The sequence below is a fragment of the Streptococcus sp. ELY_86 genome (assembly GCF_058314495.1).
In genome coordinates this window covers 1-22223 of sequence record NZ_JBZFUK010000009.1, presented here as the reverse complement: position 1 = coordinate 22223, position 22223 = coordinate 1, and the positions used below count along the sequence as shown (strand labels likewise).

The following is a 22223-nucleotide window of genomic DNA, read 5'->3' as shown; positions in this document are numbered from 1 at the left end:
TCTGCTTAGCGGCAGTCAAAAAGGAGAAGACCTGCCAGAATCGGCTGTTTCTTCTCCTTCTTTTTTATTATTTCAAACATTATTCTGAGCTTTCTGACTCAGCCTCAGAAGCCGCCTCGCTGGTTGTGGCTTCTGTTGACTCTTCTGTCACCGTTGTCGGTGCCTCGGTTTCTTCAGATGAAGACGGCTGAGGTTCAGGGATTTCTGTTTCCGAAACATAGAGAATGACATCATCATCAGACGATAGGCTGACAGTTTCTCCGTAATAAGGATTTTGCCCTACAACCACAGATGAAGAAGCAGGTGATGAAATTTCTGTTGAGTAATCACTGGCATCGTATACCTTTATACGTTTTGCGGAAATACCCATGGTTGTTAAGGTATTGACTGCTTCATCATAGGTCATATTTTTGAAATTCGGCATGGTCATCTTAACAACCTTGAGAGTAATCTTTTTACCGCTGCCGGGACGGTAAGTTTTTCCGGCTTTTGGCGACTGGCCGATTACCGTACCGCCGCTGTACTCATCTGATGAAACTTCTTTCAGGACAATCTTTCTTTTGGAAACGCCGTAATTGTTGGTCAGATTGTCAATAACATCCTGGTAGTCCTGACCGGTATAGTCTTCCATTTTAAAGCCCTTGGAGCTGGCAACAAAAATATCAACCTTGGAACCTTCGCGCTTTTTAGTTCCTGCGCTTGGATTCGTGCGGACAACTTCGCCGTCATCTGCACTGTCATCTTCAATCTTATGAACCTGGCCAACCTTTAAACCTGAATTTTTGATGGTTGTTTTAGCAGCTGACAGCTTATTGCCGGAAACATCCGGTACAGAGACAGTGCCGGGCTTCGTCAAAATAAGATAGGCTAAAATGATGATCCCAATAAAAACCAGAGCGAAGAAAAGCTTGAAGAAACGGGATAAAAAGCGCCCCTTCTTTTTAGGCTTATCCTGAACTTTGGGTTTTGGATTAGGCTGACTGGCCGGTTTATCCGGATTGGTCGCCTTATTTTTTAAAGTCTGAGCAGCTGAAGCCGCTGTTGCAGCCTGTTCGAGTTTTGGCAGTGGTTTTGTATCCGCAGCATCATTAAAGACCAATTTCTTTTCACGGCTGCGGCTGGGCTGCAGGCAAGTTCTTAAATCCCGCAGCATTTCCTCAGTTGACGTGTAGCGATTCGTCAGCCGCTTGGCCGTTGCCTTGATTACAACATTTTCCAAAGCCTGAGGAACGTTTTTATTTTCTGCAATGATCGACGGCAGCGGTTTTTGAAAATGCTGCAGAGCAATCGTTACAGCGCTGTCGCCATCATAAGGGATATGCCCCGTCAGCATTTCAAAGAGCATGATACCCATAGCATAGATATCACTTTGAACTGTAGCTTTTGAACCGCGCGCCTGCTCAGGAGACAGATAATGAACACTGCCCAGCATTGAATTTGTCTGTGTCAGGCTGGTTTCGGCAAAGGCTACGGCAATACCAAAGTCTGTTACCTTAGCTGTACCGTCCTTGGTCAAAAGCACATTTTGAGGTTTCAAATCCCGATGAATAATACCCTTTTGATGGGCAAGAGTCATTGCGGAAAGAACCTCTTTCATAATGCGGATTACTTCAGCATTTGATAAAGGGGCGTGATCTTGAATGTATTTTTTCAAGTCAGCACCGTCAACATATTCCATTGCAAGGAACTGCTGACCGTCTTCTTCTCCAATGTCACGAATAGCAACGATATTAGGATGATTGAGCTCTGCCATGGCCCGCGCTTCCCGCTGGAAACGCGTCACAGCGACCTGATCTGTCTGATAATTGGTTCGCAGCACCTTGATGGCTACTTCCTCATTATCCAAAATCAGATCATTAGCTAAATAAACATCGGCCATCCCGCCTCGTCCGATAGATTGGAGAATTCGATAACGACCAGCAAATAATTTGCCAATCTGAATCATTCATCTCCCTCTCTTTCGGCGTGGACTAAAGCAACGGTAATATTATCAAGACCGCCTGCATCGTTGGCCAATTGAATCAAATATCTGGCTTTTTCATCCAGATCTTTGCTGTCATCGCTCAAGGCATTGACAATGACTTTGTTGGAAATCATATTAGTCAGGCCGTCACTGTTGACCAGCAGGTAGTCTCCTGGTTCTAAGGTTTGAATACCAAGATCAGGTTCCACCGGATTGGCCTGACCGATAGACTGAGTGATAATGTTCTTTTGCGGATGGCTGGCTGCTTCTTCTTCAGTCAGCTGACCGGCTTTGACCAGTTCGTTAACCAAAGAATGATCACTCGTTAATTGAGTGTAGACACCATCGTGAATCAAGCCGATACGTGAATCGCCGATATGGGCAAAGAGGACGTTGTTGGCAACAACAACCAAAGCTTCGATTGTCGTCCCCATTCCTTGAAAATCTTCTGTTTGTCCCAACTCATAAATACGGCGGTTAACTGTTTCAATATTGCTGACCAGCCAGTCACGGATCTGACCCAAATCGGTCAAATCAGTATCAAACCATTCGCGGCCCAAATCGGTAACCGTCATTTCACTGGCAATGTTTCCGGCACGGTGTCCGCCCATACCGTCTGCCAATACGATCAGGGTATTCCCGGAACGATTATCAAATTTATTGATAAAATCTTGATTATTGGAGCGTTTTTGCCCAATATCTGTAAAAAGGGAAATTTTCATGTCTTCCTTGTCTGACAAAGTCAGCCTCCTTCTTCTAAATCCTATGAAATACGCTTTACCTGGCTGATAAAAAAGCCATCTGTAAGATATTGCTCAGGCGTAATCACAAGACAGCCGTCAACAGCAATATCCTCTTTCTCATGATATAATTTGACCTGTTCAAAATTCGGATGCTTATCCAAAAATTGTTTCAGTACTATTTGATTTTCTTCTTTAAAAATAGTACACGTACTGTATGTTATTATACCACCTTTTTTTATGGTTTGGCAAACGCTGTCTAAAATTTCCAGCTGGATTTTTTGCAGGCTGAGGAAGTCCTGGTTATCTTTATTGTATTTGATATCAGGTTTGCGCCTGATTAGTCCGATACCCGAGCAGGGAGCATCAACTAAAATTTTATCAAAAGTATCGGGAGCAAAGTGCTCGTGAACTTGTCTGGCATCTAATTTTTGCGTTTTTATCCTGTCAGAAAGTTTGAGGCGTTCTGCATTGTCTTGGATTAGTTTTAATTTATGATCATACAAATCCAGTGCGATTAGCTGACCGCTTCCCAAATAAGAAGCCATGTGGACGGCCTTGCCGCCGGGAGCACTGCAGGCATCAAGAACACAATCGTCTTCCTGAATGGCTAAAGTTGGTGCGACCAGCTGGCTGCTTTCATCTTGGACAGTAATTTTCCCTTCTTTAAAAAGAGCACTGTCGGTAAAATGACCTGATGCTTTGACCAGTCCCACCGGAGACAGCAAAGACTTATCTGCACCAGTCAGCTGCTTTACTGCTTCCATTTCGGCGGGATTGATTACACGAATACTGGCTTTGCTGCGGACCAAAAGGCTTTTGAACATAGCAAGAGCCCTGTCTTCGCCAAATTCATCAATCATTTTTTTGACCAGCCAAACCGGCAGCGAATAAGCTACCGAATAGCGCTTGTTCTTTCGCTTAATGGCTTTTATATCCGGTTTTTCCTGCCGCAAAAATTCTCTTAAAACAGCATTAACCAGCTTATCAGCTCCTCGGTGCCGCTTTTTGGCAATCGTTACCGCATCATTGACAATAGCATGCTCAGGAATCTTGTCCAGATAAAGAATCTGGTAAAGGCTAAGCATCAGCAGATAATAAACCCAGGTATCCATTTTTTCACGGTCTTCAATGTAGTGGGCCAAGTACCACTCCAGAGTGATTTTCCGCGTTAACGTTCCGTAAACCAGCTCTGTCAGCAGTGCTCTATCCTGCTGCGATAGCCGGTGCTTTGTCAGATAATGACTGAGAGCAATATTGCTGTAGGCTCCTTTATCAAAAATTTCGGTTAAAACAGCGAGAGCACCGCTGCGTGCCAGCTGCTTAGTCTCCAAAATAATCACCTACTTTAAGTTTTTGACCCGAGCCGTTTAAAAAGTCAGCAATACTCATTTTGGGCTTGCCCGCCGGCTGCACTGTTGTTAAGGACAAAGCTCCCTGAGCTGCAGCAACAACCAAACTTTTCTTGGTTTTTTCAATAATTTCACCGGGTTTTCCTTTGCCGTCAGTTTCCTTTGCTTCATAGATTTTAAAGCGCTGCTGATTTAAAAGAGTGTGAGCAACCGGCCAAGGATTCATCCCCCGTACCTGATTGAAAATAACACGGGCTGATTTATTCCAATCAATTCTTTCTTCCTCAGAAGTGATATTAGGTGAAAAACTGACCTGGCTTTTATCCTGAGCTTTGGGTTCAATTTTGCCCGCTATATAGTCCGGCAGCACCTCTAAGAGCAAATCCCGTCCCAAGACAGCCAGCTTTTCAAACAGGCTTCCGACATTATCATCATCAGTAATTGGTATTGATGCCGAAGCAACCATATCACCGGCATCCATTTCTTTGACCATTTCCATGATCGTTACACCGGCTTCCTTGTCTCCGTTGATAAGAGCATAGTGGATAGGAGCTCCGCCTCTGTATTTGGGCAGCAGCGACGCGTGAACATTGACAGCAAAATCAACACTGTCAATCAGCTTCATCGGCAAAAACTGGCCAAAAGCCGCTGTGACAATGCCGTCTGCTCCCAGGTTCATCAGCTCAGTCAGTTCCTGAGAACCTGAGAGTTTTTCAGGCTGGTAAACGTTCAAGCCATGCTCCAGAGCCACTTGCTTCACAGGCGTCATCTTGATTTCTTTTTTACGGCCGACAGCTCGGTCAGGCTGAGTAACAGCCGCTGCGATCTCATAGCGGCCGTCTGCCAGCAGACCTTTGAGAACAGTCGCTGAAAAATCAGGTGTCCCCATAAAAATTAATTTTGTCATTTTAACCTCACTCATCATATTGGTAGTTGAAATTTGCTTACATGAAGCTCTGCGGCTCATGATCAATAATCAAGCGCAGATTGCGATTTTCTTTTTTCTGCGTTAAATCCAGAATCTGGTTCAAAACAGACTCTAAGCGCTCTTCAAAGCGGTACTTAATAATGATTTGATAGTGGTAGAGATTGTGTGTTCTTGCGATAGGTTTTGGTGTCGGTCCTAAGATTTTAATCTTATCTGTCAGTTCAGTCCGAAGCAGACCTACTACTTCATAAGCTTTTTTAATGACCTCTTGTTCATCTTTATGTGACAGTGTCAGACCCACCGTAAAATAGTAAGGTGGATAAGCCAGACTTCGGCGAATGGCCATTTCATAGTGATAAAAAGCTTCATAATCCTGATCCTTAGCCATTTGAATGGCATAATGATTTGGATTATAGGTCTGAATCAAAACGTCACCGGGCTTATCGGCCCGCCCTGCTCTGCCGGCCACCTGAGTTAAGAGCTGGAAAGTCCGTTCACTGGAGCGAAAATCAGGCAGATTTAAGGAAGTATCAGCATTCAAAACGCCGACCAAAGTAACATTAGGAAAATCAAGACCCTTTGCAATCATCTGGGTTCCCAGAAGGATATCTGCCTCTCCTTTGCCAAAAGCTTGAAGAATTTTTTCGTGAGCACCCTTTTTCCTTGTCGTATCAACGTCCATGCGCAGAACCCGGGCTTGGGGAAGCACTTGCAGCAATTCATCATAAGCTTTTTGTGTCCCCGTGCCATAATAGCGAATCTTCTTGCTGCCGCAGTTGGGACAGGTATGCGGAATGCCCTTAGAAAAACCACAGTAATGGCAGTTCATCGTTTTGGTATCCATGTGCAGGGTTAGGGATATATCACAGTTAGGGCAGTTATCAACATAACCGCAGTCACGGCACATAATAAAGCTGGAATAGCCGCGCCTGTTCAGCATAAGCACAACCTGTTCCTGCCTATCTAAACGCTCTTTGATTTTATCAATCAATACCGGCGTTAGATTACTCACTTCCTGCCGTCCTATAAAATCGCGGAAATCAACAATGTCTACCTTAGGCACCCGGGCCAAAGGATTAGCCCGTTTGGACAGTCTCAGCAGTTGATAGACATTGCGGCTGGCTCGGGCTCTGCTTTCAATACTGGGCGTAGCACTGCCCAGAACAAGTACGGCCTTGTGATACTCAGAGCGCAGCAAGGCAACATCACGCGCATGATAGCGAGGATTTGACTCCTGCTTATAGCTTGCTTCGTGTTCCTCATCAATAATGATAGCCCCAATATTTTCCACAGGTGCGAAGATGGCTGAACGTGCACCGACAACAACCTTAGCCTGACCGGATTTTATCTTGCGCCATTCATCAAATTTCTCACCGTCTGACAAGCCGGAGTGCATAATGGCTACCAGACTGCCAAAGCGAGAAATAAAACGATTGGTCATCTGGGGTGTCAAGGAAATTTCAGGCACCAAAACAATGGCTGTCTTTCCCATTTTCAAGACTCTGTCTATAACATGCAGATAAACTTCCGTTTTCCCGCTGCCGGTAATGCCCTCTAACAAGTAAGGCTTACTGCCTAGCCCAATAGCAGCTGTGATGGTCTCGACAGCTGACTGCTGCTCCTCATTTAAGTCTAAAAAATCAGACTGGGCAACGTCTGCAAAGTAGGCAGCGCTGCGGTTGACTTCTATTTCTGATAGGTTAAGAATGCCTTCTGAAATAAAGTAATTCACAACTTCCCGCGAAAAAAGAGAACGCAGCTCAGAAAGTGCCTGCCCTTGCTGATGGCTGAGCAGATAATCTTTTAACGCCTGCCGTTTTTTAGCCCGCTTGCTGATAGTTAGGGCTGTTAATTTTTCCAGATCCACTTCATAATATTTTTGCGTCTTGATGCTCTTTTTATCTTTGGCAATGTAGGAGACAGCGATTTTGCCGGTCTGAATCAAACGCAGGCTTCTCAGCTGTGCTTCTTGGCTCAGCTGTGAGAAATTAATTTCTTTTCTGCCGCCAAAAATCAGTTTTTCATCTGCCTGAGATAAGCCATCCTGAGCTTTTAAAAGCCGGTCATAATTTGAGTTTAAAAGGCTTGGAATCATAGACTTCAAAATCGAAATCTTATAAGAAAAAACCGTCTTACGCATTTTATCTGAGAGCAGGAGCTGTTCCTGATTGAGCACCGGCTCTGCATCTAAAACTTCTGCCAAAGACTTTAAATGCTCATCTTCTCCTTCAGCAATATTGACTACAAACCCCTGCAGCAGACGATTTCCCCTGCCAAAAGGAACATGAACACGGGAACCTGCCACAAGGACCGATGACAGCTCTTTCGGAATTTTATAAGAAAAAGGTTTGTCCGTCTGCATCAAAGGCACATCGACAATAACCTCTGCAATTTTTACCATCATCTACCTCAAATATGAAAAATCTAAGATTGCTGCCAACCTTAGATTTTTTCACCTTCTTCTTCCTTTTCTTTAGCAATTTGTTCCTTGATTTTACGTTCTTCTTCTTCCTTAGCCAGACGTTCAGCTTCAGCTTTGGCACGCACAGCTGCGCGTTTAGCTTCTGGATCAGGGTGGATAACAACATTGCCTGCTTCAATTTCCTCAAGTGCTTGCAGGGTCGGCTTCACTGATGAAAATTCCTGTGTCGGTTTTGCACCGGCTTCAAGTTCATGAGCACGTTTAGCCTGCAGCATAACAAGGGAATATTTTGACGGTACTTTATCCAATAAAGTATCAATCGAAGGTTTTAACATCATAGGTCTGTCTTCTCTTTTCTAATTTATCTTAAAGGTAATTCTTCTTTAATCATTTTATCATAGCGCCCGATGACACGCTCAACACGGTAATGCTCTGTTTCGATAATATGCTTAACGCGCTCTGCGGCCAAATCAACCTCATCATTGACCACCGCATAATCATATTCGCGCATAAGAGCAATTTCTTCCTTGGCACGCTCAATACGCTGGGCAATGACTTCTTGGCTGTCAGTTCCGCGGCCCACCAAGCGATCTTTTAATTCGGCTAAATCAGGCGGTGTCAGAAAGATAAAAACACCATCCGGAACTTTTTTCTTAACCTGAAGTGCTCCTTGAACTTCAATTTCCAAGAAAACATCAATGCCCTTATCAAGTGTTTCGTTGACATAAGTCAGAGGCGTTCCGTAATAATTGCCGACATATTCTGCATATTCCAGCATCTGGCCCTGTCTGATGAGCTCTTCAAATTCTTCACGTGTCCGAAAGAAATAATCAACACCGTCAGTTTCACCGGGTCTTTGCGGACGCGTTGTCATTGAAACCGAATACTCAAATTTATGGTCAGGTGTTGAAAAAATTTTCTGCCTGACAGTTCCCTTACCGACACCGGAAGGTCCTGAAAAAACGATTAACAAACCACGTTCAGACATTTTTAGCTCCTTAAAGTTTCTGTTTCTAGTTTAACAAAAAGACACTTGTTTATCAAGAAAATTTTACCCGCTTCTGCTCTCACAATCCAAGCAAAACCATGACAGGCCGCAAAACCAGCTGGTAAAAATCTCGGTCTGATCGTTTGCTTTTCCAAAGCGGTCTGTCACTTTTTTGCAAATACAAAAAAAGAACAAAGCAAAATCGATCTTTCAAGGAATCAACCGTACTTTGTTCTTTCAAGTTAGCTCTGCAGCAATCTGCCCAAGCAGCTGCTCATTTTTTATTTGGCATAATCAACGGCACGCAGTTCACGGATAACCGTAACCTTGATATTGCCCGGATAATCCAGATTGCTTTCAATTTTTTCACGGACTTTATGAGCCATGATGGTCACATCGTCATCTGACAGCTTGGCAGGCTCTACCATGATGCGGATTTCACGTCCCGCCTGAAGGGCATAACTGTTTTGAACACCTTCAAAGCTTGTTGCGATCTCTTCCAGATCGCGCAGACGCTTAATGTAATTTTCCATGGATTCATTGCGGGCACCCGGACGGGCAGAGCTGAGAGCATCTGCTGCAGCTACCAGCACAGCAATGACCGATTCCGGCTCAACATCGCCGTGGTGGCTGGCAATAGTATTGATAACAACCGGATGTTCCTTATACTTGCGGGCAAATTCTGTCCCGATTTCAACGTGGCTGCCTTCAACCTCACGGTCAATAGCTTTTCCGATGTCATGAAGGAAACCTGCACGGCGGGCCAAATCAATATTTTCACCCAACTCGCTGGCAAGCAGACCAGCCAATTTCCCGACTTCAACCGAGTGGCGCAGAACATTTTGACCGTAAGACGTCCGGAATTGCAGACGTCCCATCAGTTTAATCAGGTCCGGATGAAGATTTGGAGCACCAATTTCAAAGGCGGCTGCTTCACCGTATTCACGGATGTGGTTATCCATTTCCAAACGGTTCTTTTCAACCAGTTCTTCAATCCGAGCCGGGTGAATGCGTCCGTCCTGAATAAGAGCTTCCAGAGTCATTCGCGCAATTTCTCTGCGAATAGGATCAAACCCTGATAATACAACCACTTCCGGAGTATCATCAATAATGATATCAATTCCTGTCAGGCTCTCCAGTGTCCGGATATTGCGGCCTTCCCGGCCGATAATGCGCCCCTTCATACTGTCATCAGGCAGATGGACCGTTGTAATCGTCTGCTCTGTCACATAGTCCCCTGCTAAACGCTGCATAGCCTGAGCCAACAGATTTTTAGCTGACTTATCAACCTTATCTTTGACTTCACGGTCAGCTTCTTTAATGCGGCTGGCGATATCATGCGACAGGTCTTTTTCTGTTTGAGAAAGAATAATGTCACGCGCTTGTTCCTGACTGAGAGCTGCTACTTTTTCCAGCTCTTGAGTTTTCTTCAGTTCTAATTGTTCAACTTGCTGCTCACGCTCATTAATATGTCTAGATTTATCGGACAGACTTTGCTCTTTGCTGTCAAGCAAGTGTTCTTTACTGCTTAAATTTTCATCTTTACGGTCAAGAGAGGTTGCACGTTCAGTCAAACGTGTTTCCATTTGCTTAAGTTCTTGCCTTTCAGATTTAAATTCTTTTTCAATCTCTTCGCGATATTTTCTAGCCTCTTCTTTTGCTTCTAAAAGCAATTCCTTTTTATAGGCCTTACTCTCACGTTCTGCTGTCGTTCTGATATGCTCGGCATCCATTTCCGCCTTGCTCCGAGCATTGACAGCATCTTGTTCTGCATTTAAAAGAGTCAGTTCTGCCGTTTCTTTAGCCTTTTTCAGTCGGGCTGAAATAACGACATAACCAATAACCAAACCAATGAGGGAGAAAACAAGTGCTAAAAGAATATTTAACATGTTTTACCTCAAAAATTTTATTGGATTTCAATTAGAAAATCCAAATTATAGTTTATCATAAATATTTATTTTCTACAATAAAATTATCAGCAGTATTTCCTAATTTATGATATGATTATCGTAAATTGACAAAGGAGGACATTATGTCTAAAAAAGTTATTGTTGAAAGTTTTGAACTGGATCACACTGCCGTAAAAGCCCCTTATGTCCGTCTTATTTCAGAAGATAAGGGACCAAAAGGCGATGTGATTTCCAATTTTGATATTCGGCTGGTTCAGCCTAATAAGGACTCTATCCCAACGGCCGGTCTTCATACGATTGAACATTTGCTGGCCAAACTCATCCGCGAACGCATTGACGGTATGATTGACTGTTCACCTTTTGGCTGCCGCACCGGTTTTCATCTTATCATGTGGGGCAATCACACCACAACAGAAATTGCCCAAGTCATCAAGTCCAGTTTGGAAGAGATCGCCACAGCTATATCTTGGGACGATGTTCCCGGAACAACTGTTGAATCTTGCGGAAATTACAAGGATCACAGCCTCTTTTCTGCCAAGGAATGGTCAGCCCTTATTCTTGAGCAGGGCATTTCTGACGATCCTTTTGAGCGCCATCTTGTCTGATAACTGCTAAAAACTCAGGCGCACACCCAAAAACCGGCCAATTAAAAAGCGAGTTTGCCATTGTCGCTGTTTATTTCAGCGGAAGCGGCACTCGCTTTTTTTAATAATCTAATTTGTCCGAATTTCCGGAAGCATTACCTACAAAGTAACCTGTCTTACAATTAATAGAGAAAAGGTACGTTCCATCCGGCTTAAACATATTATAATAGCCGTTGCCATTGATAATATTGACCTTTTCAAGGATATAATTGTTTCCTGTGATATAACCTCGTTTTTGTGAAATGGCAACAATTTTTTCCAAAATACCCGGGTTGAACGCCCAAGCCGCATTGCTGCTGTCCGCTATTTTTGCCTGGTCATAAGGAACACGGCTGCGGTTCCGCTGAAGCTTGGATACATCATAAGCAGCGATTCCATGGCCGGAAGCACCGGATGAAGAAGCCGCATTGGAAGAGCCGTTACTTGGTGCTGCCTGTGCCGGTGCACTCGGTGTGCTGTTATTGCCCGCCGAATCAGAAGAGCTGGCCGCAGCTGAATCTGCTGAATCAGAGGCCGTATTCTGATCATTTTGCCCGCTGTTGTCTGAATTGGATGCAGCATTATTGCTGTTAGTATTTGCAGCAGGTGAAGAGGCTGTATTGCTGGCTTTTTTCTTGGCATCTAATTGTTTACGGCCGTCAGCAATCACTGATTTCAAAAGCGCATCCAAGGTCGCATTGCCTGTGTTTAACGTTTTTTCTGAAATATCATCAAAATTAGCATCATCTTTAACAGTTGCTGTTTTCTTTGCACCATCAACAATCGCATTGGATTTAAATTTGCCGTTCACTGCATTAATGGCTGAAAACTGCCGCTTGAGGCTGTCGTACTTTTTCTTGGCTTCATCGTAATACTTGCTGCCTTTAAGCTTTTTCAAGGTTTTTTCCAGTTTAGGCATATTTGCAAACTGACTGTTTTTCAGCTTAACCCGTTTGGCATCTGCAAAGAAAGCTGAATACGATTTTTCAAAGCTTTCCGATACTGCGGCAAAATCAGTTTTTTTCTTGGCTGACGTTGATGTAGTTGTTGTTTTGTCTGTTTTAGCCGAATGATTGGTAAATTGGTAAGCACCGTAGGCCGCACCGCCCGCTAACAAACAAAGGAGAATAAGAGACGCAATAATAACCCGCTTCCGCTTGTAAAACGGCTTTTCTTCATGGTTATCGTCTTCATCTTCATCAAAGTCGTCAAAGATATCATCAGAAGCCGCACCGCTTCTGCTGTATGTAGGAGCAGCAGATACAGGAGCTGCTTTTTCCTCTGCCAAAGGTGCTGTTTCTTCCTGCGTATCTGTCAGAGGCACATCATCAAATTCTGCCTTATGCCAGACTTCCTGATCAGGATTGACAGCCGGAGCAACAATAGTATCTTCCAATTCATGCTCTTGATGATCTTTTTCAGGTGCATCGTTTGCAGCATCAGGTTCTTTATCGGCAGAATCATCTTCTATAGGGTCAATTAAGCCGGTATCAGCCAGTTCCTGACGCTGCTGTTTAATGAAATTATCCAGTGCACTGGTATCAATGTTTTGAAAATCGTCACTCTTCGTATCAAATTTTCGTGAAGCCACTTCATCGCGATGCTGTTTAATATAGCGATCAAGTACACCATCGTCTTCTGTTACACCGGCCTTGATTTCAGAATCCTTGCGGACAGCCTCACCGACTGTCATGTCTTTGGCATCTTGAAAATCAAGTTTTTCTGCATTTTCCGTGTTCTCTACTGAATTATTTTCTTCCTTGGACACGCAATGTTTCCGCCTTTCTATTTTTGCATGCGCTTGACACGCTGGCCGTAAAACTGGTACAAATCAACCTTCAAAGTCCCATTGTAAAGTTTACGTTTTTTGTCTGCTTTTCTTCCGAATTTTTCTTCAAAATTCTCATCACTGGTTAAAATAAATTGGCTCCAGGTTTTCAAAGGAGCAAAAGTTTTACCCATTTCATTATACAAAATGTCAACTGCTTTGTCATCAAGCAATCTCTCTCCGTAAGGAGGATTGGAAACAATAACACCGTTGATTTTATCGGTTTTAAAGTCCTGCAGACGCATTTGTTTCAATTTGACTACATCTTCGAGTCCGGCTTCTCGGACATTTTTTTGAGCGATCTCGATCATCCGTCCGTCGATATCAAAGCCCGAAATATCAAGCTTTGCATCGTAATCCACTTTTTCATCTGCTTCCTTGCGCACCTTAGCTACGAGATCTTTATCCACCCAAGGCCACTTTTCAAAAGCAAAATCACGGTTAGCTCCCGGTGCCATATTCATGCCGATCATAGCAGCTTCAATACAGAACGTTCCCGAACCGCAGGTCGGGTCAACAAAAGGTTTATCCGGAAACCAGTTGCTCAGCAAAAGAATAGCGGCAGCCATATTTTCCTTAATCGGTGCTCCGCCTTTGTCTGTCCGGTAGCCGCGCTTAAAAAGACTGGAGCCTGTTGTATCAATCATTACCCTTGCCTTGTCCTTTAAAATAGAAACTTCTATTTTAAATTCAGGGCCGTTTTCAAGCAAAGGAACATTTTCAGGTCTGTGAAAATACTTCTGCAGTTTTTTGACAACAGCCTTTTTCGTGATACTTTGAACGCTGGGTTCATTGTGCAGCTTGGATTTAACAGACTTAGCCTTAGAAATCGGAAAGCGGCAGCCTAAAGGCAGATAGTTTTCCCAGTCAAGAGCATAAACACCCTGAAAGAGCTCTTCAAAGGTTTTTGCCGGAAACTCTCCGACCAAAATCTTAATGCGGTCTGCCGAGCGCAGCCACAGGTTTGTCCTAATGATTGTCTCGACATCTCCTTTAAAGAGAACCCTGCCGTTTTCGACCTGACAGTCAATTCCCAGCTGCCTTAATTCCTTGCCGACAACTGCTTCAATCCCCGCTGCCGCTGTTGCTATTAAATCAAAAGATTTTTTCATAATTCCTCACTAAATGACAATAAAAGCTAGCAAATCGCTAGCTCACCTATTATGCAATTTTCTATAAGCCATGTTTTGTTCCAAAGGTGACTAGGTCTCACCTTCTTCGATAATCATCTGTCTACTGCTATGCAGTCAGAAAAGACCGTTCTGCTTCCGGCTTTTCCATGCCCCTACCAAAGTTTGGGTTGCTAGCTTGAGGGGTTTACCGCGTTCCACTTTTTACGTTTCCGTAAAAACTACGTCACTGTGGCACTTTCAGGATGACTCTCACCTATCCGAAGACTTAGTGATTTCATCCGCCGTAATGTGCGAAAGAACACATCCCTAGGCTTATTTGTTCGCCTAGCACAAACACTACCGGCATCACAGCCGGTGCTAGCATGGACTTTCCTCATGGTAAAACTACCACGCGATTATCCAAAAATTGCACAGTTTTTTCCTTCTTTATTCGGTAATTTGTTTACCGAAAACTTCCTTTTCAAGCCGGCTGATACGCTTCAAAATATCAAAATTCGTCGCTGTTGTCGCCGCATGACTGGAACCTACAGCAGAGGCTGTCGGTGCTGATGGCGAAACAGGCTCCGGACGTTTTTTGGCCTGCTTGACCTCTTCTTTCAGACGAGCGTTTTCCTGACGGAGCTCCTCAATAGTTGATATATAGGTTTCGTAGTCCTTGATGACATCATCAAGGAATTCATCAACTTCTTTTTTGTCGTAGCCTCTCATACTAGATTTGAATTCTTGCTCAAAAATATCTTTAGGGGTGTACATAATACTTGCCATTCGTTCATCTCTCCAAACATATCATTATGTGTAGAACCAGCCTACACTATCATTCATAATCATACAGAAAATTAATTTAAAAATCAAGTCTTTTATGTACAAATTCTAATCTAAATCCTGAGCGATTTCGTCTAGTTCCTCAAAAGTAAGACGTCTGAAGGAATAGGCATCGTCGGCCTTGATCATTTGATAGAGATATTTAAGATTAGTTTCTTTGTCTTCATCATAAAATACATAGGCACCGTCTGTATTATTCAGCAAAAACTGATTGTAATGTTTTAACTGACCGGGATTTTGATAGCTGTCATAAACATATTTGACAAAATCTGCCTCTTTAAATTTGGCCAGCTTTTCCTGGTTGCTTTCATTCCAATTTTCTCCGTGATTCTTAAAAAGAAAAATAACGGCTAATTTGACATCGTACTCTTTTTGCAAGTCCAAAGCCACCTCCAGCGCCCAATATTCAAAGCCCAGATTTCCCAGGAAAACAAACCAGTCTGCTCCCTCATCCAGAAAACGAAGAAGGTCCCGTCTGATAGCTTTTTTGATAACTCTTATTTTAGGATCCTTATCTTTAAAAATTCCTAATTCAAAACTTTTATAACCAGTGATAAGAATTGTACTCATAGGCTGTTTTCCTTTTTAAATTTATGATATAATAGTATATGCTTTATGTTATGTTTTACTTTATTGCAGAGTTAGGAGAACTATGGTCAGCTATCCGCATCATTTAATTCGTAAACAAAGCAGGCTCAGCCAAGCGGCTAAAACAACCGACTTTGCCAATCGCGGTATGTCCTTTGAAGCAGCTATCAATGCGACAAATGAGTATTATCTGTCCCAGCAGATTGCTGTTATCCATAAGAAGCCGACACCTGTTCAGATTGTAAGGGTGGATTATCCTAAAAGGAGTCGCGCTAAAATTGTCGAAGCCTATTTCAGACAGGCCTCAACGACAGATTATTCAGGAGTTTACAAGGGATACTATATAGATTTCGAGGCAAAAGAAACGAGACATAAAACATCGATACCCATGAAAAATTTTCATGCTCATCAGATTAAGCACATGTCACAAGTTTTAGACCAAAAAGGTATCTGTTTTGTCTTACTGCATTTTTCAACACTTAAAGAGACCTACTTGCTTCCTGCTTCCCACCTGATTCGTTTTTATCAGATTGATAAGGGAGGGAAGTCTATGCCACTTGATTATATCAAAAAAAACGGCTATCAGGTCAATGAGTCAGCATTTCCTCAAGTTCCTTATTTAGATGTTCTTGAAAAAAATATTTTAGGCGGTGATTAAAATCAAAAATAAACTGAAATTTGACAAATCCAAATTAAAAAATCTCAAATTTAATAAATCCAGTTTGAAAAACGTTAAATTCGATAAACGTTTTGGATTAAAAGTTTTAAAATATGGACTTGGCATTATTCTAAGCGCCGTTATTTTAGCTATTATTATCGGAGGCCTCCTCTTTACCTACTACGTCAGCAGTACTCCAAAACTCTCTGAGACCAAACTTAAGGCGACTAATTCCAGCCTGGTCTATGACAGCAGCAATAAATTGATTGCCGATTTGGGAGCTGAAAAGCGTGAGAGTATCTCTTCTGACAATATTCCTATCAATTTGGTCAATGCAGTAACCTCCATTGAAGATCACCGCTTTTTCAAGCACCGCGGAGTTGATATCTATCGGATTATAGGTGCAGCATGGAATAACCTGGTCAGTAAATCAACCCAAGGGGGATCAACACTTGATCAGCAGCTGATCAAACTGGCTTATTTCTCCACCAAAGCATCGGATCAAACATTGAAGCGTAAGTCTCAGGAAGTTTGGCTGTCCCTGCAAATGGAGAGAAAGTATACCAAAGAAGAAATTTTAACTTTCTATATCAATAAGGTTTACATGGGAAACGGCAACTACGGCATGCGTACGGCTGCCAAATCCTACTACGGGAAAGACCTCAAAGAGCTCTCTATCGCTCAGCTGGCAACCTTGGCAGGAATTCCGCAGGCTCCGACACAGTATGACCCTTACGCTCGGCCAAAAGCAGCAACCAACAGACGAAACACTGTTTTGTCCCAAATGTACAGACATAAAAAAATTACTAAGTCTGAATACGACACTGCGGTTGCTACACCGATTTCAGATGGTTTGCAAGAGCTCAAGCGTACCTCCAGCTATCCAAAATACATGGATAACTACCTGAAACAGGTTATCGCTGAAGTCAAGAAACGTACCGGTCAGGATATCTTCTCAGCCGGCATGAAAGTCTATACAAATGTTAACGCTGATGCACAGCAGTACCTTTGGAATATTTACAATACCGATCAATACGTTGCTTATCCAGATGCTGATTTCCAAGTTGCCTCAACTGTTATGGACGTCACTACCGGTAAAGTCATCGCTCAGCTTGGCGGACGCAATCAGGACACTAAAGTTTCTTTTGGTACCAACCAAGCAGTCTTGACAGACCGTGACTGGGGATCAACCATGAAGCCAATTTCGGCTTACGGTCCTGCTTTGGAGAGCGAAGTCTTCACCACCACAGCACAAATGCTCAATGACTCCATTTACTACTATCCGGGAACAACCACTCAGGTTTATGACTGGGATCGCCGTTACAACGGTTGGATGACCATCCAAACAGCTATCCAGCAATCCCGTAACGTTCCTGCTGTAAGAGCTCTTGATGCTGCCGGACTGGATACTGCTAAAGGCTTCTTAAACGGACTTGGAATTGACTATCCGGAAATGCGTTATTCAAACGCTATCTCAAGTAACACAAGCAGCGCCGACCAAAAGTACGGAGCCAGCAGTGAAAAAATGGCTGCGGCCTTTGCAGCCTTTGCCAATGGCGGTACTTATTACCAACCTCAGTATGTCAATAAAATAGAATTTAGCGACGGTACATCAGAAAGCTACGATGCCAAAGGCACTCGGGCTATGAAAGAAACAACGGCTTATATGATGACAGACATGCTGAAGACTGTACTGACCTATGGTACAGGGACAGAAGCTGCCATTCCGGGGCTCTATCAGGCCGGTAAAACAGGGACATCAAACTATGATGATCACGAACTGACTGAAATGGCTGAAAAGTATGGTATCAATCCATATGCATATGACACGGTCGCTCCCGATGAAAACTTTGTCGGCTACACACCGCAGTATTCAATGGCCGTTTGGACAGGTTACAAGGATCGTCTGAAGCCTGTTTATGGAGACAACTTGAAAATAGCCGCCCAGGTTTACCGGGCTATGATGTCTTATCTGTCAAGCTCAGGCAATTCTGACTGGGTGATGCCTGACGGGCTCTATCGCAGCGGCGGTTATCTCTACTTAAATGGTTCTTCCGGATCAAACAGCCGATACGGTGCTGCTCCAGTAACCTCAGGTTCGTCAGCAGCCGATGATAACGCTGATAGCGACGACGAGGAAGAGGAAGACGACACCGGCGACAGTCAAGATGAGGATCAAAATTCCGATCAAGAACAAACGCAGCAGGCGGCGACTCAGGCGCCTCCAAGCAGTGAAGCTTCTTCTGAAAACAGCGAAGCAACTACCGCTGCGCCAAACACAACCGGTTCTGAATAAAATATCAGTGACATAACAAAAATACTTGAAAGATTTGCTTTCAAGTATTTTTTATGCTTTATTTTTTCAAGACAAGATGCGTTTTCAATAAAAGAATTAAGAAGCCGCTCACTGCCAGATTGAGCTTCCCGTTCTGTCTTACTTAGCCAGAGCACCCATTGGATCCCAAGGCGCAAGAACCGTTGGCTCAGCTTCATAGGCCGCTAGTTCTTCAGCCGTAAGAAATTCTTTGCGGACAACGATTTGATAAGTATACTCATCCATCCAAGCGTCTGAAGCAACAAAGTAGCCTTTTTGACCGACTTTATCGCCCCATGAATTTTCAACCTTCCATTTAACAGGCTGACCGTTTTCATCTAAATCAACACCGGTTAAAACCATGGCATGCGTCATCAAACTTTCACTGTAATCAAGGCGGCCCGCCTTATCCTGCGTCAGTTCAATATCCATGCTTGATGCAAAATCATAAGTATTGGTCGCTAAAATGCCTTTTTGCCGATCAGAAACCTGACCAACATCAGAACCAAACCATACGGTTTCCCCTGCCTGCATTTGAGCAATAGCCAATTCCTTGAAACGTGCCATATCCAGATTAAGATAGCGGACTGCAGGACTGCCTGCAACATTTCCCAGCATTTCTACAGTATAGGACTTGCCATAAGGCTTGTCAGCTGTCGGAGCGTTGATAATAGAAACATAATCTGAGAGCTTAAGACCGACATACTTTTGATAAAAGTCCTGCGGCCTTATATTTTTTTCAGACTGATAATGGTTGTCCTTGTCGCGGTAGGCAAAGTCAAAGCTGCGCGGCGGTAAGCCAAGATTGATGGCTAAAAAGTTAAAAACATCTTGCAAGAAGGCTTCTTTTTTGGACTGAACCGCTTCTTCGTCAGCGCCGGAAGCAATTAATTCCCGCAAAATCTGCGCATCCTGACGCAGCAGCTTATTGAGATATTGATTTAGTTCTCGGCTGTTGCTTGACGATACAGACTCAGGATAGACGGATTTAGGAACCACACCGTATTTTTCAAACAGGGCAACAACCATATCCCACTGACCGCCGTCTTGCTGAGGAACATCCAGTAAGAATTTCACCTTACGGCTGCCAAGGTCTTGGTCTGCTGTCGCAATGATTTGTTCGAAAAACCAGTTTGCTTTCTCGTATTTGTCCCAAAAGAAAGTGTGCGCCTGCGACAGTTCAAAGTTTTCTAATTTAAAATCAGCAATCAGCTTATGGCGGAAAGTATTCAGCGCCGCAAACATCCAGCAGCGGCCGGATGCCTTTTGGTCAGCTACGTCATCCTTGGTCAAATCAATTGAAAAAACATGGTCATTTTCAATTTCACTCTGCCGTGTTTCAAGCGATTTCAAAAGACCGTTGTGGGTAACGGCATTTTCAACGGCCTGAAATTTGGCATTTGCTTCATACTGTTCAAATAATTTATCTGTAAAGGTCTTTGTTAATTCTGACAAAATAATCTCCTTTTCTATAATCTCAGCATTAAATTTCAGCTGCTTTTAAACTTCACAGCAGCTGAGCTATCTGAAAAAGCCTGCTGTTTCTAGGCTTTTTCTCTGTCTTTTTATCCTAATGTTCAGCGCCAAAAATCATCAAAAATGGAAATGGGCAGATGACGCTTATGCTCAGTCTTGCGCCACCAATTTTCGATTTTTTCCTGAGCCTCCAAAGAAATAGTCTTTCCTTCAAGATAGTCATCAATATCATTGTAAGTCACTCCAAGAGCAGCTTCGTCAGCAATTCCCGGTTTGTTTTCTTCAAGGTCTGCTGTCGGAATCTTTTCATATAAGGACTTATCTGCTCCTAATTCTGCCAAAAGCTGCCTGCCTTGGCGCTTATTGAGCCGATAAAGCGGCAGAATATCTGCCCCGCCATCACCAAACTTGGTAAAGAATCCGGTAATATTTTCAGCTGCATGATCCGTACCAATAACAGCTCCGCTATTCTCACCGGCAACAGCATACTGGGTAATCATGCGCTGTCTGGCCTTGATATTGCCCTTATTAAAATCAGAAATCAGTACCCCTGCTTCTTTCAGAGCTGCCACTTGACCGTCAACAGCAGCCTTAATATTCACTGCCAAGCTAACATCCGGCTGGATAAAGGCCAGAGCACGCTGTGCATCAGCTTCATCTGCCTGAGTGCCGTAGGGCAGGCGAAGTGCAATAAGCTGATAGTCTTGCTTGCCAGTCTCTTGCCGCAGCTCCTCTATGGCAATCTGTGCTAAGCGACCGGCCAGACTGGAGTCCTGACCGCCGGAAATCCCCAGGACATAGCTCTTTAAAAAGGTGTGTTTTTTCAGATAATCTTTTAGAAAATCAACAGACTTGCGAATCTCTTCCTTGGCATCAATGCTGGGTTTAACTCCTAGCTGAGCAATTATTTTTTCTTGTAAAGTCATTGAACTTCACCTTTCTCATAGGCTTCTTTGCGGATTCGATCAATAAGATCCATCTTGTTTTGCCAAACATCACGCGCCAAGTCAACCGGGTAATCCTGCGGATTGAGAACACGCTTGTATTCATCCCACAGCTTGTCAAATTCTTTGCGGGCATAATCCTGAATAGCCTGCAGATTCGGCTGGTCATAAACGAGACGTCCGCGGTCAAAAATGTCGACCAAGAGCGGTACTGCATCAAAGTTTTTTACTTTTTTATTGATATAAGTATAAGTTGGATGAAACATATCCAGTTCTTCTAAATCATTGACATCAATATCGGTAAAAGTGATATAATCGCCTTCTGATTTTCCCTTCGCACGGCTGGTAATGCGCCAAACTTGTTTTTTGCCCGGTGTTGAAACCTTTTCGGCATTATTGGAGAGTTTAATGGTATCCTGCATGACACCTTTATCATCTTCAATAGAAACAATCTTGTAAACAGCTCCTAAGGCCGGCTGGTCATAAGCTGTAATTAGCTTAGTCCCCACTCCCCAAACATCAATCTTAGCTTTTTGCATTTTAAGGTTGAGAATGGTATTTTCATCAAGGTCATTAGAGGCATAGATCTTGGCATGAGGATAACCGGCTTCATCCAGCTGTTTTCGAACTTTCTTAGACAAATAGGCCATATCGCCTGAGTCAATCCGCACACCTAGAAAGTTGATTTTATCTCCCAGCTCATTAGCTACCCGAATAGCTGCAGGCACGCCCAAACGAAGCGTATCATAGGTATCGACCAGAAATACACAGTCCTTATGAGTTCCTGCGTAAGCCATAAAGGCATCATAATCATTGCCGTAAGCCTGAACAAGAGAGTGTGCGTGAGTCCCGGAGACAGGAATACCAAAGAGTTTTCCGGCGCGAACATTGCTGGTTGCATTGGCACCGCCAATAACAGCAGCCCGTGTCCCCCAGATAGCGGCATCTAATTCTTGTGCACGCCGGGTGCCAAATTCCAAAAGCGGTTCATCTTCGATGACTGAACGAATGCGGGCAGCTTTTGTGGCAATAAGGGTTTGGAAATTAACAATATTCAAAAGAGCCGTCTCCACCAGCTGGCACTGAGCAAGCGGTCCTTCAATCTGAACAATGGGCTCATTGGCAAAAACCAGGTCACCTTCTTTGGCCGATTTAATGCTTAATTCCAATTTAAAATTTCTAAGATAAGCAAGGAAATCTGCCGGATAATTCAGCTCTTCCAAATAGGCCAGATCAGTTTCTGAAAAATGTAATTCCTGCAGATAGGCAATCATCCGCTCCAAACCTGCAAAAACAGCATAACCGTTTGCAAAGGGTTCTTTGCGAAAATAAATTTCAAAAACAGCATTTTTATTATGGATACCTTGGTCAAAATAGACCTGCATCATATTGATCTGATACAAATCTGTATGTAAGGTTAAACTGTCATCCTTATACATACATACTCTCCTTATATTATATTTAGTGCAGTTAGCTACTGCCAAAGCCCAAGTGATACACTTGGAATAAGCCACTGTGGATTAGTTAATCTTCT

Annotated in this window: 17 protein-coding genes, 1 other RNA gene and 1 pseudogene; 3 read left to right on the top strand and 16 right to left on the bottom strand. The window is 43.4% G+C overall.

Going from position 1 to position 22223, the window contains the following annotated elements; translation table 11 throughout:
• Nucleotides 1-79 precede the first annotated feature (79 nt).
• The 8 genes from pknB to AC4HAN_RS09750 all read right to left on the bottom strand — a co-directional run bounded on the left by pknB (nt 80) and on the right by AC4HAN_RS09750 (nt 10282).
• Nucleotides 80-1945, bottom strand: coding sequence for a Stk1 family PASTA domain-containing Ser/Thr kinase (gene pknB / locus AC4HAN_RS09785; RefSeq protein WP_491092340.1), 1866 nt, complete (start codon nt 1943-1945; stop codon nt 80-82).
• Nucleotides 1942-2685: a Stp1/IreP family PP2C-type Ser/Thr phosphatase gene (locus AC4HAN_RS09780; RefSeq protein ID WP_491092353.1), complete on the bottom strand. Its 744-nt coding sequence runs from the start codon at nt 2683-2685 to the stop codon at nt 1942-1944. Before AC4HAN_RS09780 ends, pknB begins: the two co-directional genes overlap by 4 nt.
• Before the next feature lie 41 nt (nt 2686-2726).
• Nucleotides 2727-4046, bottom strand: coding sequence for a 16S rRNA (cytosine(967)-C(5))-methyltransferase RsmB (gene rsmB / locus AC4HAN_RS09775; RefSeq protein WP_491092339.1), 1320 nt, complete (start codon nt 4044-4046; stop codon nt 2727-2729).
• A complete protein-coding gene (gene fmt / locus AC4HAN_RS09770; protein WP_491092338.1) occupies nt 4027-4962 on the bottom strand; it encodes a methionyl-tRNA formyltransferase in 936 nt (311 codons plus the stop codon). Before fmt ends, rsmB begins: the two co-directional genes overlap by 20 nt.
• 37 nt (nt 4963-4999) lie before the next feature.
• A complete protein-coding gene (locus tag AC4HAN_RS09765) occupies nt 5000-7384 on the bottom strand; it encodes a primosomal protein N' (protein ID WP_491092352.1) in 2385 nt (794 codons plus the stop codon).
• A gap of 41 nt (nt 7385-7425) precedes the next feature.
• Nucleotides 7426-7743, bottom strand: coding sequence for a DNA-directed RNA polymerase subunit omega (gene rpoZ / locus AC4HAN_RS09760; protein WP_491092337.1), 318 nt, complete (start codon nt 7741-7743; stop codon nt 7426-7428).
• A gap of 23 nt (nt 7744-7766) precedes the next feature.
• Complete coding sequence (gmk, locus tag AC4HAN_RS09755; RefSeq protein ID WP_491092336.1) at nt 7767-8393, bottom strand: guanylate kinase; 627 nt, start codon at nt 8391-8393, stop codon at nt 7767-7769.
• 281 nt (nt 8394-8674) lie between these two features.
• A complete protein-coding gene (locus AC4HAN_RS09750; RefSeq protein ID WP_491092335.1) occupies nt 8675-10282 on the bottom strand; it encodes a ribonuclease Y in 1608 nt (535 codons plus the stop codon).
• A gap of 143 nt (nt 10283-10425) precedes the next feature.
• Here AC4HAN_RS09750 and AC4HAN_RS09745 point away from each other — a divergent pair, with 143 nt between their 5' ends.
• On the top strand, nt 10426-10908 hold the full coding sequence (locus AC4HAN_RS09745; protein WP_491092334.1) for an S-ribosylhomocysteine lyase: 483 nt from the start codon (nt 10426-10428) through the stop codon (nt 10906-10908).
• Between the two features lie 100 nt (nt 10909-11008).
• Here the strand turns inward: AC4HAN_RS09745 and AC4HAN_RS09740 are convergent, their stop codons facing one another.
• The 5 genes from AC4HAN_RS09740 to AC4HAN_RS09720 form a co-directional block, all read right to left on the bottom strand.
• Entirely contained in the window at nt 11009-12694 is a 1686-nt protein-coding gene (locus tag AC4HAN_RS09740; protein ID WP_491092333.1) for a cell division site-positioning protein MapZ family protein, read from the bottom strand.
• Nucleotides 12695-12711: 17 nt separating this feature from the next.
• Entirely contained in the window at nt 12712-13866 is a 1155-nt protein-coding gene (locus tag AC4HAN_RS09735) for a THUMP domain-containing class I SAM-dependent RNA methyltransferase (protein ID WP_491092332.1), read from the bottom strand.
• Nucleotides 13867-13925: 59 nt separating this feature from the next.
• Nucleotides 13926-14294: RNase P RNA component class B (rnpB, locus tag AC4HAN_RS09730), an RNA gene on the bottom strand.
• A 19-nt stretch (nt 14295-14313) separates the two neighbouring features.
• A complete protein-coding gene (gene gpsB / locus AC4HAN_RS09725) occupies nt 14314-14652 on the bottom strand; it encodes a cell division regulator GpsB (RefSeq protein ID WP_491092331.1) in 339 nt (112 codons plus the stop codon).
• Nucleotides 14653-14757: 105 nt separating this feature from the next.
• Nucleotides 14758-15279: an SLOG family protein gene (locus AC4HAN_RS09720; RefSeq protein ID WP_491092330.1), complete on the bottom strand. Its 522-nt coding sequence runs from the start codon at nt 15277-15279 to the stop codon at nt 14758-14760.
• Between the two features lie 82 nt (nt 15280-15361).
• Between AC4HAN_RS09720 and recU the strand changes: the two genes are divergently transcribed.
• Together recU and pbp1a are read left to right on the top strand one after the other, a co-directional pair.
• Nucleotides 15362-15955 carry a Holliday junction resolvase RecU gene (gene recU / locus AC4HAN_RS09715; RefSeq protein WP_491092329.1) on the top strand — a complete coding sequence of 198 codons (594 nt, stop codon included), beginning with the start codon at nt 15362-15364 and terminating at the stop codon, nt 15953-15955.
• A gap of 64 nt (nt 15956-16019) precedes the next feature.
• Nucleotides 16020-18006, top strand: a pseudogene (pbp1a, locus tag AC4HAN_RS09710) (penicillin-binding protein PBP1A); the annotation flags it as partial.
• A gap of 383 nt (nt 18007-18389) precedes the next feature.
• On the opposite strand, the gene pepC reads toward pbp1a, so the two are convergent.
• The 3 genes from pepC to AC4HAN_RS09695 form a co-directional block, all read right to left on the bottom strand.
• Nucleotides 18390-19724, bottom strand: coding sequence for an aminopeptidase C (pepC, locus tag AC4HAN_RS09705; RefSeq protein WP_491092328.1), 1335 nt, complete (start codon nt 19722-19724; stop codon nt 18390-18392).
• Nucleotides 19725-19846: 122 nt separating this feature from the next.
• Entirely contained in the window at nt 19847-20671 is an 825-nt protein-coding gene (nadE, locus tag AC4HAN_RS09700) for an NAD(+) synthase (protein WP_491092327.1), read from the bottom strand.
• Nucleotides 20668-22128, bottom strand: a complete 1461-nt coding sequence (locus AC4HAN_RS09695) for a nicotinate phosphoribosyltransferase (RefSeq protein ID WP_491092326.1) — start codon at nt 22126-22128, stop codon at nt 20668-20670. Before AC4HAN_RS09695 ends, nadE begins: the two co-directional genes overlap by 4 nt.
• Nucleotides 22129-22223: the final 95 nt, after the last annotated feature.

Excerpts from the sequence above, each read along its gene's own strand:
- pknB (WP_491092340.1), bottom strand. The coding sequence starts at position 1,945 with ATGATTCAGATTGGCAAATTATTTGCTGGTCGTTATCGAATTCTCCAA.
- AC4HAN_RS09780 (WP_491092353.1), bottom strand. The coding sequence starts at position 2,685 with ATGAAAATTTCCCTTTTTACAGATATTGGGCAAAAACGCTCCAATAAT.
- fmt (WP_491092338.1), bottom strand. The coding sequence starts at position 4,962 with ATGACAAAATTAATTTTTATGGGGACACCTGATTTTTCAGCGACTGTT.
- AC4HAN_RS09765 (WP_491092352.1), bottom strand. The coding sequence starts at position 7,384 with ATGGTAAAAATTGCAGAGGTTATTGTCGATGTGCCTTTGATGCAGACG.
- rpoZ (WP_491092337.1), bottom strand. The coding sequence starts at position 7,743 with ATGATGTTAAAACCTTCGATTGATACTTTATTGGATAAAGTACCGTCA.
- gmk (WP_491092336.1), bottom strand. The coding sequence starts at position 8,393 with ATGTCTGAACGTGGTTTGTTAATCGTTTTTTCAGGACCTTCCGGTGTC.
- AC4HAN_RS09750 (WP_491092335.1), bottom strand. The coding sequence starts at position 10,282 with ATGTTAAATATTCTTTTAGCACTTGTTTTCTCCCTCATTGGTTTGGTT.
- AC4HAN_RS09745 (WP_491092334.1), top strand. The coding sequence starts at position 10,426 with ATGTCTAAAAAAGTTATTGTTGAAAGTTTTGAACTGGATCACACTGCC.
- AC4HAN_RS09735 (WP_491092332.1), bottom strand. The coding sequence starts at position 13,866 with ATGAAAAAATCTTTTGATTTAATAGCAACAGCGGCAGCGGGGATTGAA.
- gpsB (WP_491092331.1), bottom strand. The coding sequence starts at position 14,652 with ATGGCAAGTATTATGTACACCCCTAAAGATATTTTTGAGCAAGAATTC.
- AC4HAN_RS09720 (WP_491092330.1), bottom strand. The coding sequence starts at position 15,279 with ATGAGTACAATTCTTATCACTGGTTATAAAAGTTTTGAATTAGGAATT.
- recU (WP_491092329.1), top strand. The coding sequence starts at position 15,362 with ATGGTCAGCTATCCGCATCATTTAATTCGTAAACAAAGCAGGCTCAGC.
- nadE (WP_491092327.1), bottom strand. The coding sequence starts at position 20,671 with ATGACTTTACAAGAAAAAATAATTGCTCAGCTAGGAGTTAAACCCAGC.
- AC4HAN_RS09695 (WP_491092326.1), bottom strand. The coding sequence starts at position 22,128 with ATGTATAAGGATGACAGTTTAACCTTACATACAGATTTGTATCAGATC.